This is a genomic window from Nocardiopsis sp. EMB25 (assembly GCF_026797795.1).
GTDB classification, from domain to species: domain Bacteria; phylum Actinomycetota; class Actinomycetes; order Streptosporangiales; family Streptosporangiaceae; genus Nocardiopsis; species Nocardiopsis lucentensis.
Genome location: NZ_JAMTDN010000001.1, coordinates 5,387,149 through 5,401,200, shown reverse-complemented (window position 1 = coordinate 5,401,200; position 14,052 = coordinate 5,387,149). Strand labels below are relative to the sequence as shown.

The following is a 14,052-nucleotide window of genomic DNA, read 5'->3' as shown; positions in this document are numbered from 1 at the left end:
ACGGGCGTCAGTCGACCGCGGCCGGACTCCCCTCGTCCTCCGACACCCCGCGGCCGAGCACGGCGACCACCGCGACGACCAGGACGACGCACCCACCCAGGGCCAGTCCCACGACGTGGAACGCGTCGGTGAAGGCCGCCCCCGACAGGCTCCCGCCGGTGAGGACCGCCAGCACGGCGCCCGCACCCGCCAGGGAGACCGTCTCCAGGGTGAGCCGGGAGGCGTTGAACACGCCCGCCGCGGTCCCCGCCCGCTCGGCGGGCACCGTACCCAGCGCCAGGCCGTCGATGAGGCCGTTGGTGAGGCCCACCCCGGATCCGATCAGAAGGAACGGCACGAGGAGACGCAGGGGTGTGGCGTCCGGGCCCAGCGTCGTGAGCGTGAAGGCCCCGGCCCCGACCAGTGCCAGCGCCCCGATCACGACCGCCGTATGCGGAAGGCGTGCGGCCAGTTCGGCGCCGACGGTGGGCAGGGCGAGCGTGGGCACCGTGAGCATCAGCAGCCACAGGCCCGCCTGGGCGGGCCCCAGACCGACCACCGCGATGAGGTAGGAGGGCAGGTACACCAGCAGCGGGACGAGCACCACCATGAAGGTGGCGGCGGCCAGTGCGTAGGCCACGAACCGGCGGTTGGCCAGAACGGCGACGTCGACGAGCGGGTCCCGCCGTCCGCGCTCGACCAGGGCGAACACGGCGAACAGCAGGAACGACACCGCCAGGGCCCCCACCGTCAGGACGGGCCCGCGCGCGGGTCCCTCCACCAGCGCGGTGATCAGGGTGAGCAGGGCCGCCGTGAACAGCGCGCCGCCGAGCAGGTCGACCCGGCGGCCGGTCCCCCGGACCGGGGGGAGCAGGGGTACGAGCAACAGGACCGCACCGGCGACCACGGCGGGGGCGGCGAACGCGGAGCGCCAGTCGAGGGTGTCGATGAGCAGACCCGCGGCGGCCGGGCCGAAGGCGGTGCCCGCCCCGGCGACCGTGCCGAGGAGGCCGAACGCACGGGCGCGCGCGGGCCCCTCGAACACGGCCGTGAGGATCGCGGCACCTCCGGCGACGACCGCCGCCGCTCCGACACCGCCCAGGGTGCGCAGGACGACGAGGGCGACGATGTCCTGGACCAGCAGCACGGACAGGCCGCTGACGCAGAACAGGCCGACACCGAGGGTGTAGACCCTCCGGCGGCCGATCGCGTCGGCGACGGAGCCCGCGGACACCAGGAAGGCGGCGAAGCAGGCGTTGTAGGCGTTGACGACCCACTGGGTTCCGGCCAACCCGCCGCCGAACTCCGCCTGGATGGCGGGCAGTGCGGTGGAGGCGCCGGTGATGGACAGCGGGAGGACGAAGATGGACGTGAGAACGGCGACGAGGACGAGAGCGTCGCGTTTTCGAGCGGGCAAGGAAGGTGCTCCAGGAGTCGGGATCGGAGCCGGGCAGCACTGAGGACCGCACCGGCGTGGAACGCGGAAACGGCTGGGATCGTTGTGGGCTTCGGCCGCCGGAAGGGCGCGCGATGGGGGAATCGCCCTAGGCGGCCGGATCCTTCGACTCGGGCACGGGGGAAGGGTAGCGAGCCCGCCCCGGGCGGTGCCACCGGTTTTGCGGGGCCGTCACCCCGGGAAGCGCGTCCCACCGGGCGGAACGTCACGGGACCGCGCTACCGGGACGAACCGTTCTCCCCCCGTTCGCGCGCGGCGCCGAGGCGTCGCCGCCGTTCTCGTGAGAAAGCCCATGGAACGCTCCTGGCGAAAATGCCATAATGCCTTTCGGTCGGCCCGTACCGACCAGGAGAGGAACGGAATCCGAAAAGAGCCTCGTCGCCGGCGACACGCCTGGTGGGAGGGTCTCCCGCCCCGTGCCGGACCGCCGCCGCTCTCCGGTTCCGCGCGCACGCGGACGGCGGTTCGCACCGATGGCGGCCTCGGATCCCGCGCGTGGTCCGGCTGCGACCCCCCAGCAGCCGGGCCACTGCCGGACTCGGTGCGGCGGTGATCCCGGAGTTCCCCTCCGCGTGGCGCCCGGTCTGGGTTCTTCTCGTGGGCGACCTGGACTTCCAGGACGCCGGTCAACCGAACGACCCGGTGTCGGCTGTCAGGAGGGCACTCGGAGAGGACCCTCCCCCGTCGAGCGGACGGACGACGAACAGCCGTGACGCGCCGACCTCGGCCGGACCCGCAACGGTCTCGGAGGCGACCTCCGTGGCGGGGCCGCCCCCGCGCGGCCCCGCCCGCACACGTCAGGCGTCCTGGTGCTTGTCCACCCAGGCGGTGAGCGGCTGGCCCTGGATGGCGGCGGCCATCAGCTCCGGGAACATGTCCGGCGTGCACGCGAACGCGGGCACGTCCATCTCCGCGAGCGCCGCCGCGTTCTCCCGGTCGTAGAAGGGCGCGCCCTCGTCGGACAGGGCGAGCAGCACCACGACCTGCGTCCCGGCGGCCTTCATCGCGGCCACCCGCTTGAGCATCTCCGCCCGGACACCGCCCTCGTACAGGTCGCTGATCAGCACGAACACCGAGTCGTCCGGCTTGGTGATCAGTTCCTGGCAGTAGGCAATGGCCTTGTTGATGTGCGTACCGCCGCCCAGCTGCGTCCCGAACAGCACCTCCACCGGGTCGGTCAGCTGCTCGGTCAGGTCCACCACGGCGGTGTCGAAGACCACGAGCGAGGTCTTCAGAGCGCTCATCGACGCCAGCACCGCGCCGAACACGCTCGCGTAGACCACGGAGGCCGCCATCGACCCGCTCTGGTCGATCGCCAGCACGACCTCCTTCTGCACGCCCCGGCTCCGCCGCCCGTACCCGACCAGGGTCTGCGGCACGACCGTGTTGTGCTCGGGCAGGTAGTGGGCGAGGTTCCGGCGGATCGTGGCGTTCCAGTCGATGTCGGACACCCGGCGCGGCCGGTGCGTGCGCGCCGACCGGTCGATCGCCCCCCGTACCACCGACGTCGTCTTCTGCGCGACCCGCCGTTCCAGGTCGTCGACGACCTTGCGCACCACGGCGCGGGCCGACTCGCGGGCCTCGTCCGGCATCACCCGGTTCAGCGACAGCAGCGTCCCCACCAGGTGCACGTCCGGTTCGACGGCCTGCATCATCTCCGGTTCCAGCAGGAGCTGGTGCAGCCCCAGCCGGTCCATGGCGTCCTGCTGCATGACCTGCACGACCGAGGTCGGGAAGTACTCCCGAATGTCCCCGAGCCAGCGGGCCACCCGGGGCGCCGAGCCGCCGAGACCCGCGCCGCGTTCGGAGGTGAGCGCGTTCGACCCCCTACCGGACCCCTGGTCGGACCGGTTGTACAGCGCCTCCAGCGCGCCGTCCATCCCCTGGTCGGCCGCGCTCAGGCCGGAGCACTGGGCCTCCCTGCCGAGCACCAGCCGCCAGCGGCGCTCGCGTTCGTCCACGGCGTTCACGACCCACTCCTTCCGTTGGTGAGGATGGCCGCGACGGCGGCCAGCGCGGGGGCGGCCCGCTCCGCGTCCACGGGCCGCCGGTCGGCGGTCGGCGGCCGCGCGCCGCCGCCCCCGATCCGCGTGGCGGCCTCGCCGATCTCCCGCCGTTCGGGCCCGTCGAACGCCCCGAAGGTGCGCCGCAGCAGGGGCAGGACCGACGTGAACCGGTCCTCCGGCAGTCCCAGCAGCCAGGCGTCGATCAGCTTGAGCAGCTGGTCGTCGTGCACCAGGATGAGCCCGCTCCCCTGGAGGAAGCCCTCCAGCCAGGCGGCGGCGTCGGCGGGTTCGGTGCCCGGCGACATCGCCAGGCCCAGGCGGCGACGCAGCTCGTCGGCCTCCAGCAGCGAGGCGTCCAGGAGCATCCGGTTGACCCGCCCGGCGATCCGGCCCGGCAGCGAGTCGCGGACGGCCAGGGCGACCAGCGTCTCCGTCCACGCCCGCTCGCCCTCGCCACCGAGCAGCGTGGCGGCGGTGTGGGTCGCGTCGATCCGCGCGACGAACTCCGCCGCCGCGTCGTCGTCCAGTCCGCGCACGGCCGGGGCGAGCCCGACGCACACCCTGCGCAGGATCTGCTCGGCCACCGCCCGCAGGTGCGTGTCGTCGGTGCCGCGCACGTCCCCGTACCGCGCCGACCGCGCCAGCGGCGGCAGGGCCGCCATCAGGTGCGTGACGTCGCTGTCGGTGGCGGCCCGGTCGGTGAGCAGGGACAGCACCTCGGGCAGGGCTTCGCCGAGTTCGGCGAACAGGCACCGCTCGGTGAGCGAGGTCAGCGTGGGCAGCGACGCCTCCCGGGCCGTGTCGACGACCCTGGCCGTCGCCGCCGACTCCACCGTGGTCCCCCACTGGCTGGCCTCGATGAGCGCGACGTCCATGTCCGGTTCCCACCGGATCCGCCACGACTCGTTGAACGTCCCCCTCCGCCCGCGGTCGGGCGTGCGCGGCACGCCCCACTCGACCCCGAGCAGCCGCAGCCGGTGCAGCAGCACCCCGCGTTCGCGCTGGCTGTCCTTGCGCAGGTCCAGGTCGAGGTCGCGGTCGAACGGCTCGGGCTTGAGCCGCAACCGCTTCTGCGCCGCCATCAGGTCGCGCTGCAACGGCACCATCGGGGTCGACGGCGGCACCGACCCCATACGCTCGCCGACCGACATCCTCCCGTGGACCAGCGCGGCCCGGGTCGGTTCGCCCTCGCACAGCACGGCGGTGAGCGCCTCGGACATCTCGTCGAGCCCGGCGAGCGGCCGCCCGCGCAGGACGGCGAGGCTCTCGGCCAGCCGCACCCCCTCGATGACGTGTGACGAGGACACGTGCTGCCCCTCCTCGCGGAGCAGCCGCGCGGCGTCGGCCAGCCACCGGTGCACCGGCCGGTCGGGGGCGGTGAACAGGTGGTGGTACCAGCCGGGAGCGGTCACACCGGCCCCGTAACCGCTGGCGGCGGCCAGGCGTCCGTGCGTCCACGGCACCCAGGTGGCGGTGACCTTCGCCTTGGGCAGTCCCTTGAGCAGGGCGGTGTCGTCCTTGATCGGGTAGTCGGCGACGTCGCGCAGGGCGGGCGCGTGCCAGGCGCCGCACACGACCGCCACGCGTTCGTGCCCCTGTTTCAGGACGGCGCGCAGGGTCTGGCGCATGTACGCCTCGCGGCGCGCGTCCCGGCCCGTCTCCGGACCGGCCTCGGCGCGGACCGCGGCCATGGCGTCGGCGATCGCGGGAAACGGGGAGGGCTCTCCGTCACGGCGCTGCTCGACGACGTCGTCCCACCAGCGTTCGGCGTCGTCGTACCCGGCGGCCTCGGCGAGCACCCCGAGCGGGTCGACCCGGACGCGGTCGTCCCCGGCCGCCGTCGGCCCGGTGGACGCGTCCTCGTCCCCCGCGGGCGGGCCGTCCGAGTCCTCGTCCCAGGGCGGGCCGTCGGCGTCCCGCCCTCCCCCGGACACCCGCTCCTTCTCCTGCGCGGCCCGCGCCTCGGCACGGGCGACCCGGTCGGCCAGCGTGTGGGCGGCGGGCAGGTCGCAAAAGCGCACCGGGACGTCGGCGGAGACCGCGTACCGCAGCGCCTCCCACTCCGGGGAGAAGCTCGCGAACGGCCAGAACGCCCACCCGTCACCCGCCGCCACCCTCAACGGACGGCCTCCGGCCGCAGCACCCCCCTCTTCGTCACGGGAGGCCGAGGGGGCCGACGCGGAACCGCCCTTGGGCGCGTCGTTCACGTACGCCAGCAGGGCCACGGGGGGCTCCAGCTCCCCCACCAGGTGCGTGAGCGCGTCCGCCTCCGGGGGCCCCTCGATCAGCACCGCGTCGGGTTTGATCTCCTCCAGGGCCGCCCGGACGGCCCGGGCCGAGCCCGGGCCGTGGTGCCGCACGCCCAGGACGTGCAGTCCGCTCGTGTCCAGTCGGGCTCGGGCCATCAGGCGCCCACCTCGCGGCACGCCCGGTAGAACTCGCCCCACCCGTCGCGTGCGCGCGCGACGGTCTCCAGGTACTCGCGCCAGACCACGCCGTCGGACACCCGGTCCTGGACGACGGCGCCCTGGATCCCGGCCGCGACGTCCGCGGGGCGCAGCCGGCCGTCGCCGAAGTGCGCGGCCAGCGCCATGCCGTTGGTGATGACCGAGATGGCCTCGGCGGTGCTCAGGGTGCCGCTGGGGGACTTGACCTTGGTCCCGTTGTCCTCGGTCACGCCCGAGCGCAGTTCGCGGAAGACGGTGACCACGCGCTGAATCTCGGTGAGGCTGGTCGGTACCTCCGGCAGGTCGAGCGACCGCCCCAGCTGCTCCACGCGCTGGGTGACGATGCGGATCTCGTCCTCCACGCTGTCCGGGACCGGCAGCACCACCGTGTTGAAGCGGCGGCGCAGCGCGCTGGACAGGTCGTTGACGCCGCGGTCGCGGTCGTTGGCGGTCGCGATGATGTTGAACCCGCGCTGCGCCTGGACCTCGATCCCCAGCTCCGCGACGGGCAGCGATTTCTCCGACAGCACGGTGATCAGGCCGTCCTGCACGTCGGAGGGCATGCGGGTGAGCTCCTCGATGCGCCCGATCGACCCGCGCGCCATCGCCGTCATCACCGGGCTGGGCACGAGCGCCGCCTCGGACGGCCCCTCGGCGAGCAGCCGGGCGTAGTTCCACCCGTACCGGACGGCCTCCTCGGAGGTGCCCGCGGTGCCCTGCACCAGGAGGGTGGAGTCACCGGCGACGGCCGCCGCGAGGTGCTCGGACAGCCAGGTCTTGGCCGTGCCCGGCACACCGATGAGCAGCAGCGCGCGGTCGGTGGCCAGGGTGGCCACGGCGACCTCCACGACGCGGCGCGACCCGATGTACTTGGGCGTGATCTCCGTTCCGTCCTCCAGCGTGGTGCCCAGCAGGTACTGGGTGACGGCCCAGGGGGAGAGCCGCCAGCCGGGCGGGCGCTGGCGGTCGTCGGTCTTGGCCAGCGCCTCCAGTTCGGCGGCGTAGGTCTGTTCGGCGTGGGGGCGCAGCGCCTGCGACGCGTCGGTGCTGATGGAGGGGGTGCTGCTGGTCAACTAGAGCTCCTTGTGCATGTCGAGACGGAAGCGGAGGAGTTCCCTCAGGCGGAGGAAGGCGTCGGCCTCGGCGCCGCCGCGCGGAGGGGCCTCCGGCAGGGAGGCGAGGTGTTCGGGGCGCAGGCGCTCGGCCGCCAGGTCGCAGAGGGAACGGTAGGCGGACGGGGAGCGGCCGTGCTTGGGGGCCGGCCCGCCCAGGTGGTCGAGGAACAGCTCGCACAGGTCGCGGTTCCAGGGCGCGCCGACCGCCTGGGCCAGGTGGGCGAGGTCGGCGTCACGGGTCTTGGCACGGCTCCGGTCACGCGCGGCGGCCAGGGCCGCGGCGCAGCGCTCCTCGGCGGGGAGCACTCCCAGCAGGGCCTCCACGTGGACGGCCTCGCGGCCCCGGGCTGTGTCGGCGAGCTGGCCCACCAGCCCCTGGCCCAGGAAACCGATGACCGCCCGCGCCCACTCGGGATCCCCCTGGAGTCCGATCGCGTTGCCGAACGCGTCCCGCAGGCGGACCTCGCGCGCCGCGTCGGCCGCGGCGAAGACCTCGCCGGGGGTGGTGTCGAACAGGTCGGTCCACATGTCCAGGGGCGCGTGCGTGATCAGGGACCAGGTCCGTTCGAAGACCTCGCCGGAGCGGGACGCCTCGGGGACGACCAGGGCCAGGTCGCGGAGGACGTCGGTGCGGGTGGCGGCGACGTCGTCGACCACCAGTTCCCCGCGGACGCCGAGTCGGGCGTGCTCACGGACGTAGCCGCGCAGACGGTCGGCGTGGGCGCTGCCGGGGAGCCGGGTGAGCAGGGACAGGGCCAGACCACGCACGTTGGCCGCCTTGTCGTCGAGGACGCGGTCCAGGAAGGCGGCGTCGCCGGGAACCGGGCCGACGGAGAACGTGTCGAGCAGGAGGCGACGCCATTCGGCCCTGCTGAGCGCGTCCCACTCCGCCTCCAGGAGCGCACGGGCGGCGTCCGGGTCGGTGGCGCGCAGGACGGCGAGGGCGCGGCGGCGTTCGGAGGGGCCGCCGTCCGCCCAGTCCTGCTCGACGAAGGCGTCGCCGGGCAACGTCTCCGCCGTCACGTACGCCCACCGATCGTTGAGTCCGGCCAGCCAGCGGCCCCGGGTGCCGACGGCGGCGGCGATCGCGGGGCGCAGCCGGCTGTCGCGCTCACCGCGTTCGAGCAGGGCGGGGATGTTGGCGCGGTCCACCTCGCGACCGCTCGCCGCGACCAGCTCCAACCACTCGGGGAGGAGCTCGGGCCGCTGGGCCAGGATCAGCGAGAGCCGGTGCGCGGCCGCACCCTCGATCCGGGCCGGTTCGCCCCCCGGGTCCGGGGTGACGGGTTCGGCGGTCCCGGGCGCGTATCCGGCCGCCCGCCGGACCGTGGCCAGGGCGGCGCGGTCCAGCAGAGCCTCGGCGCCCTCTGCGGAGGGGGTCTCGGGGAGGTCGGGGGTAGGGGGAACGGCGCGCCGGGCGGTGCCCACGAGCGCGGTGGAGACCAGTCGGTCCCACGAGTCGGCGGGGGCCGGGGGGTCGGGAGTGAGGGGGGCGGGCACCGTGGTGCCCAGGGGGTCCGGTGTCACAGTGCGTCGACCTTTCCGTCCGTGTCCCACACGGTCAGGGGGGTGAGTCCGTGGCGGGGAGACCACTCGGCGACCACCGTGGAGGGGTGGCCGCCCGTGACGGCGAGGAGCCGCCAGGGCACACCGGTGACGAGGGGGAGCGCGGTGCCGGAGGGGTCGACCAGGTGCCATCGGTCGTCGTCGTGGGCGGGGGCGGCCCGGTCGAGGACCATCGGCCAGGTGTCCCGCCAGGGGTCGACCGCGAGTGCCGCGGCGAAGGCGTCGAGCGCCTCGGTCACCGTCGTGCCCCGCGGCGGGGGCGCTGTGCGGGTGTCGCCGTCGGCCACGGGCACCACGCGCTGGCCGTCCGGGTAGAAGGCGAGCTCCGTGCTCACCTCGGTTCCGACCCGGAAGGGGGTCCGCGGCGCCTGCCCCGAGCGCGCGAAGCTCAGGGACAGGGCGAGACGGCCGCTGTCCGTGCCCCGCAGCCACACGCGGTGGGCGGTCATGTCGCCCTCGGGGGTGGGGGTGTTCCTCGCCCCCAGGACGCACCAGGTGTCGCGGACGCGTTCGCCGTCCGCCAGCACCTCATCCGCCTTGGTGGTGATGCCGACCCTGGCGCGGACCACACCGCGCGTGCGCTCGTCCAGGCCGTCTCCGGCGCGGTGGGCGCCGACCAGCAGGTGGATCATGCTGAGGCGCTCCAGTAGGACCTCGGGCCAGCCGGTCGCCCGGACGGCTCCGGGAAGTTCGGTGACCGCGGAGGCGGCGCCGCCCGCCTTGGCGTCCACCAAGCGCTTGGCCATGCGGTCCCAGTGGTCGTAGCGGTGCTTGGGCGCCTCGGCGAGCCCGGCGTCGATCTGGTCGTTGAGCCAGAGCCGGAGCTCGTCCATGCCGCCCGCGACGGCCTTCTCCCGCTCCCTGAGCGTGGCCTCCGCCCGTGTGGGGTCCACGGGCCTGGCCGCCTTCTCCGCCGCCTTGGCCTGGCGTGTGGCGCGCCCGGTCAGCCAGGTGGCGACCCACTCGGGGCGCTCGTCGCGAACGTCCACGGTCCCCTGAGCCCACAGGGCGAGCAGGGCGAGGACGTGCTTACAGGGGATCTTGCGGCTGGGGCAGCTGCACTTGTAGGCCGGACCGCCGTCACCGTCCAGGTGGGCGGCGGCGAGGTAGGGCTTGGCGCCGCTCCCCTTGCACTCGCCCCACACGGCTGAGGCGGCGCCGGAGGGGTCGGTGATCACTCCGCTCTGGGGCCAAGAACCCGGCTTGGCCACCTTGAGCGCCGCCTTGCGTGACGGGGGGTCCGGAGCCAGGGCCCAGACGTCGTCGGTACTCCATCGATCGCTCACGTGGACGAAGCTACGGCCCGGCACCGACAGTCCGGGGCGGGGCGCCCGACCGGGTCACGCGGGAAGGCGAGGGCGCGAGGAACGGCGGAAAAAGAATACAACAGCGGACATATCAGAATTCCCATGCCGCTCCCGCCGCTCATGAAAAACCGGGCCGCGAGGCTCCCCGGCCTGTTGAGGAAAGGACCGACTCCCCTCTAGAATTCCACGACCAGGGCGCACATCCCCATTTCCCGCCGTGCCCGGCCCGCCCCTTCCGAAAGGAGCGCTGACCCGCACGGCCCCGCCCCGACGTCCGGTCGGGTCCGCCCTCCCCTCCCGTCACCGCGACGACGTGTCTTCTCCTCGAAGGGAGGGAGGCGGCCCCGGCGCGCCGGGGACCGCGCACCCGATGACGACCATCCGAACCGACGGCGACGACCCTCACCAGCCCTCCCCGCACTGCCCTCACCAGCTGACCCGCCTGTACGGGTCCTTGCCCGACAGGGGGCTCGACGGGCTCTGGGAGCGGTTGCGGGAATGCCACGGCGCGGTCGCCCCGGCGGAACTGGAGGACGGTGTCCGCGTGTGGGTCCTGTTGGGCTACCACGAGAACCTGACGGTCCTGCGGAACCAGCGGCTGTTCTCCAGGGACACCCGCCGCTGGCGCGAGGTGGTCGAGGGCCGCGTCGACCTGGCCACCTCCCGCCCCACCCTCTCCTGGCGCCCCAACGCCCTGTACACCGACGGCGCCGCCCACACCCGGCTGCGCGCCCCCATCGTGGACGCCCTGTCCAGGGTGGACCTGGCCACGACCGAGCGGGTGGTCCGGCGCATCGCCGACGACCTGGTGGACGCGTTCGTCGCACGGGGCCGGGCCGACCTCATCACGGAGTTCGCCGCTCCGCTGCCGGTCCTGGTGGTCAACCGCCTGTACGGGCTGTCCGACAGCTACGGCCACATGCTCGGCGACCTGACCTCGATCGTCTTCGGAGAGGACGCCAAGCGGGGCGCGGACGCGGTGTCGCGGATCCAGCAGTACTTCGCCGGCCTGGTGGTGCGCAAGCGGGAGCGCCCGGGTGAGGACCTCGTGTCGTGGATGCTGGCGCACCCGTCGGGGCTCAGTGACCACGAGGTCGCCCACCAGGCCGCGCTGATCAACAACGCCAGCCACCAACCCACCACACACCTCATCGGCAACACCATGCGCACTCTGCTCACCAACCCGGGACTCCGGCAGGCCCAGGCCGACGCGTGCGTGTCGGTCCAGGACCTCCTCGACCACGTGATGTGGACGGACATGCCGTTCCAGCTGATCGCCGCCCGGTTCGCCCTGCACGACGTGCGGATCGGGGACGCCGACGTGCGGGCGGGCGACGCCCTGCTGATCGGCTTCGCCCCCGCCCACCGCGACCCCGCGGTCCGGCCCGACCCGCGGCACGGAACCGCGGGGGTGGTCAGCGGCAACCGCGCGCACCTGATGTTCGGGGCGGGCCCGCACGCCTGCCCGGCCCGGGAGCTGGCGCGGATGATCACGGCCGTCGCCGTCCGCACGCTCAACGAACGGCTCACCGGGCTGCACCTGGCCGTCCCGCCCGAGGAACTGCGCGCGGTCCCCTCGGTGTTCGTCCGGGGTCTGCGGGAGCTGCCCGTCGCCTTCGTCCCCGGTGAACCCTCGCGCCGGACCGCCCCTGAGACCACGGAACCGCAGTGTGGACCCCGTCTCCCCCAGCCCCGCCCGGAGCCGGACGAGGGTCATCGCGAACCGGACCTGCTCGACCGCCTCCTGTCCTGGTGGCGGGGTCCGCGTCAACGGGACTGAGCGCGGCGGGGCCGGGCACGGCGGCGTCCTCCGCGGCGGGCACAGCGGCTGAACTGGTCGGTCGGAACCACTGGTGATCACACGGATTCCATTTCACCGAAACGACACCATAGTGAAACAGGACACACAGAGAGGAGAAGCCCGACCGCCACCCCCGGCAGTTCCCGGAAACCGGAATCCGATATTCCACGTGAACCTCCGGGAGAACCCCGAACACGGACGGCGCGACCGTTTTCGGCAACGGACGAACCCCCCTGGAACGCGACCTCGGTCCGCGTTTCCCGCTGCACGAAAAGGACAACGACGTGCGAACGAAGAATCCCCCCGCCCCATCCGACACGAACACCGCCGGCGCCGCGCGCTCCTGGGCGGGCCGCGTCACCGCGAGGGCGGCCCTGGCCGTGGCTCTGACCCTGGGCGCGGCCGGCGGGCTGGCCGCCCCCGCCCACGCGGCCGACAACCCCTACGAGCGTGGCCCAGACCCCACGGAGCAGAGCGTCACCGCCGTGCGCGGCCCCTTCGACACCGACACGACCTCCGTGTCGTCCCTGGTGTGGGGCTTCGGCGGCGGCACGATCTACTACCCCACCGACACCAGCGAGGGCACCTTCGGCGGTGTGGTGATCGCTCCCGGGTACACGGCGAGCCAGTCGTCGATGTCCTGGTACGGGCACCGGATCGCCTCGCAGGGCTTCGTGGTGTTCACCATCGACACCAACACCCGGTACGACCAGCCCGACAGCCGGGGACGCCAGCTCGACGCCGCGCTGGACTACCTGGTGGACGACAGCGACGTCGCGGACCGGGTGGACGAGGACCGCCTGGCCGTGATGGGCCACTCGATGGGCGGCGGCGGCTCACTGGCCGTCGCGGAGGACCGCCCGGAGCTCCGGGCGGCGATCCCGCTCACGCCCTGGCACACCCAGAAGGACTGGTCGGACGTGGAGGTGCCGACGCTGGTCATCGGCGCGGAGAACGACGCGGTCGCGCCGGTCTGGTCGCACTCCATCCCGTTCTACGAGAGTCTGGACCCGAACCTGGACTCGGCCTACCTGGAGCTGCGCGGCGCGAGCCACTTCGCGCCGAACTTCTCCGACACGACGATCGCCCGGTTCAGCATCTCCTGGCTGAAGCGGTTCGTCGACGACGACCTGCGGTACGAGCAGTTCCTGTGCCCGCCGCCCAGGACCGGTTGGGGCACGGACTTCTCGGACTACCGGGACTCCTGCCCGCACGGTTCCTGACCCCACCCCGCCCGAAGGGGGCGGCGGGCCGCGCCGCGCGGTCCGCCGCCCCCTGCCGCTGTCGGGGGTCCCCGCTATCCGGCGGAGCCGGCCTTGAGGTCCCCGAGGAAGGAACCCCACTCGGGAAGGGTGAAGCTCAGGTGACCGAGTTCCCGGTTCTGCGTGTCACGCATGAGGACGGCGTCCGACATCTCCCTGACCTCAACGCATCGAACATCGGTCGCGCTGTAAGAGGATTTGTGCCATTCGTTCACAGTAGGTCCCTCAGTGCCTTGATCTTGTGCAACGAGTCGTTCGGAGAAAGTGCCCATACCTGTAGCCTGTTGTACGCGGACTCCAGTTTCCGCACGTACTTGGCCTCGCTCGTCATGTGTCCGCCGATACAGTGTTCGGTACACACAATGGGACTTTGGTCCTCAATGTATACCAGCCAGAAGGCCCCCACGGTCCACGCGAAGTCGCTGATCCCCTCCGGAAGGACCTGGAGGGTGAGCCCCTCGGTCTGCGACTCCTGGACCAGTCTCTCCAGTTGTTCCCGCATCGTCTCGGCACCGCCCACCAGACGGGTGAGGACGAACTCCGGGATGACGACGCTCAGCCTGAGTTCCTCGTTCTCCCGCAGGAGCCGCCGCCATGCCTTACGCATGTCGACGGTCTTCTCCAGGCTCTCCCTGTCGATGTTCGGAACGGAGTGGGACGTGATGATCCGCGAGTAGCTCTCGGTCTGGAGGAAGCCGGGGAGGACAAAGGGATGGAAGAACCTTATCTCAGTCGCTTCCTTCTCATACTCGTCCGGCTGTTCGTACCAGGACCCGCTTTCCGAGCGCTCGACGTCCCGCCACATCCTGAGCAGAGCGCCCCTTGTACCGAGTTCCCGGTCCAGGGCCTCGACAATTCCGACATTGGGTGCCCGAACCGCGCGCTCGATCTTGCTGTGGTAGGTGGCCGAGTACGTCGTCAGCCGGGCGAGGCGGTCGAGGGACAAGTTCGCCTGGGTGCGGAGACGACGGACGTGCTTGCCAAACTCGACCCACGCGGGCTTCAGTCGGTCCACCATGTACCGACCCTGTCAAGAATTCGGTACTGATGTGTATGGAACTGCCCAGAGCGTGATCTCTTTGTATCCTCCCTTCCCTCGCGTCGTCGCAGGTG

10 protein-coding genes are annotated in these 14,052 nt (G+C 72.8%); 2 read left to right on the top strand and 8 right to left on the bottom strand.

Features of this window, described 5'->3' with window-relative positions:
* Positions 1 to 7: 7 nt before the first annotated feature.
* The 6 genes from KIK06_RS23930 to KIK06_RS23905 form a co-directional block, all read right to left on the bottom strand.
* Positions 8 to 1,396, bottom strand: a complete 1,389-nt coding sequence (locus tag KIK06_RS23930; protein ID WP_268645186.1) for an MFS transporter — start codon at positions 1,394 to 1,396, stop codon at positions 8 to 10.
* Between the two features lie 836 nt (positions 1,397 to 2,232).
* Positions 2,233 to 3,405 (bottom strand): VWA domain-containing protein, encoded by a 1,173-nt coding sequence (locus KIK06_RS23925; RefSeq protein WP_268645185.1) that lies wholly within the window; start codon positions 3,403 to 3,405, stop codon positions 2,233 to 2,235.
* Complete coding sequence (locus KIK06_RS23920; RefSeq protein ID WP_268645184.1) at positions 3,402 to 5,846, bottom strand: DUF5682 family protein; 2,445 nt, start codon at positions 5,844 to 5,846, stop codon at positions 3,402 to 3,404. Before KIK06_RS23920 ends, KIK06_RS23925 begins: the two co-directional genes overlap by 4 nt.
* Positions 5,846 to 6,961: an ATP-binding protein gene (locus KIK06_RS23915; protein ID WP_017602030.1), complete on the bottom strand. Its 1,116-nt coding sequence runs from the start codon at positions 6,959 to 6,961 to the stop codon at positions 5,846 to 5,848. Before KIK06_RS23915 ends, KIK06_RS23920 begins: the two co-directional genes overlap by 1 nt.
* Positions 6,962 to 8,530: a DUF5691 domain-containing protein gene (locus KIK06_RS23910; protein ID WP_268645183.1), complete on the bottom strand. Its 1,569-nt coding sequence runs from the start codon at positions 8,528 to 8,530 to the stop codon at positions 6,962 to 6,964.
* The gene (locus KIK06_RS23905; RefSeq protein ID WP_268646161.1) at positions 8,527 to 9,780 is read right to left on the bottom strand and encodes an SWIM zinc finger family protein; all 1,254 of its coding nucleotides are present in this window, start codon (positions 9,778 to 9,780) and stop codon (positions 8,527 to 8,529) included. Before KIK06_RS23905 ends, KIK06_RS23910 begins: the two co-directional genes overlap by 4 nt.
* A 466-nt stretch (positions 9,781 to 10,246) precedes the next feature.
* Here KIK06_RS23905 and KIK06_RS23900 point away from each other — a divergent pair, with 466 nt between their 5' ends.
* Positions 10,247 to 11,656 (top strand): cytochrome P450, encoded by a 1,410-nt coding sequence (locus tag KIK06_RS23900; protein ID WP_268645182.1) that lies wholly within the window; start codon positions 10,247 to 10,249, stop codon positions 11,654 to 11,656.
* A 305-nt stretch (positions 11,657 to 11,961) separates the two neighbouring features.
* Positions 11,962 to 12,900: a poly(ethylene terephthalate) hydrolase family protein gene (locus tag KIK06_RS23895; RefSeq protein ID WP_268645181.1), complete on the top strand. Its 939-nt coding sequence runs from the start codon at positions 11,962 to 11,964 to the stop codon at positions 12,898 to 12,900.
* Positions 12,901 to 12,974: 74 nt separating this feature from the next.
* Here KIK06_RS23895 and KIK06_RS23890 read toward each other — a convergent pair whose 3' ends face one another.
* Both KIK06_RS23890 and KIK06_RS23885 read right to left on the bottom strand, forming a co-directional pair.
* Complete coding sequence (locus KIK06_RS23890) at positions 12,975 to 13,211, bottom strand: DUF397 domain-containing protein (RefSeq protein ID WP_086003059.1); 237 nt, start codon at positions 13,209 to 13,211, stop codon at positions 12,975 to 12,977.
* Positions 13,151 to 13,957 carry a helix-turn-helix domain-containing protein gene (locus KIK06_RS23885; protein ID WP_268645180.1) on the bottom strand — a complete coding sequence of 269 codons (807 nt, stop codon included), beginning with the start codon at positions 13,955 to 13,957 and terminating at the stop codon, positions 13,151 to 13,153. Before KIK06_RS23885 ends, KIK06_RS23890 begins: the two co-directional genes overlap by 61 nt.
* Between the last annotated feature and the right edge of the window lie 95 nt (positions 13,958 to 14,052).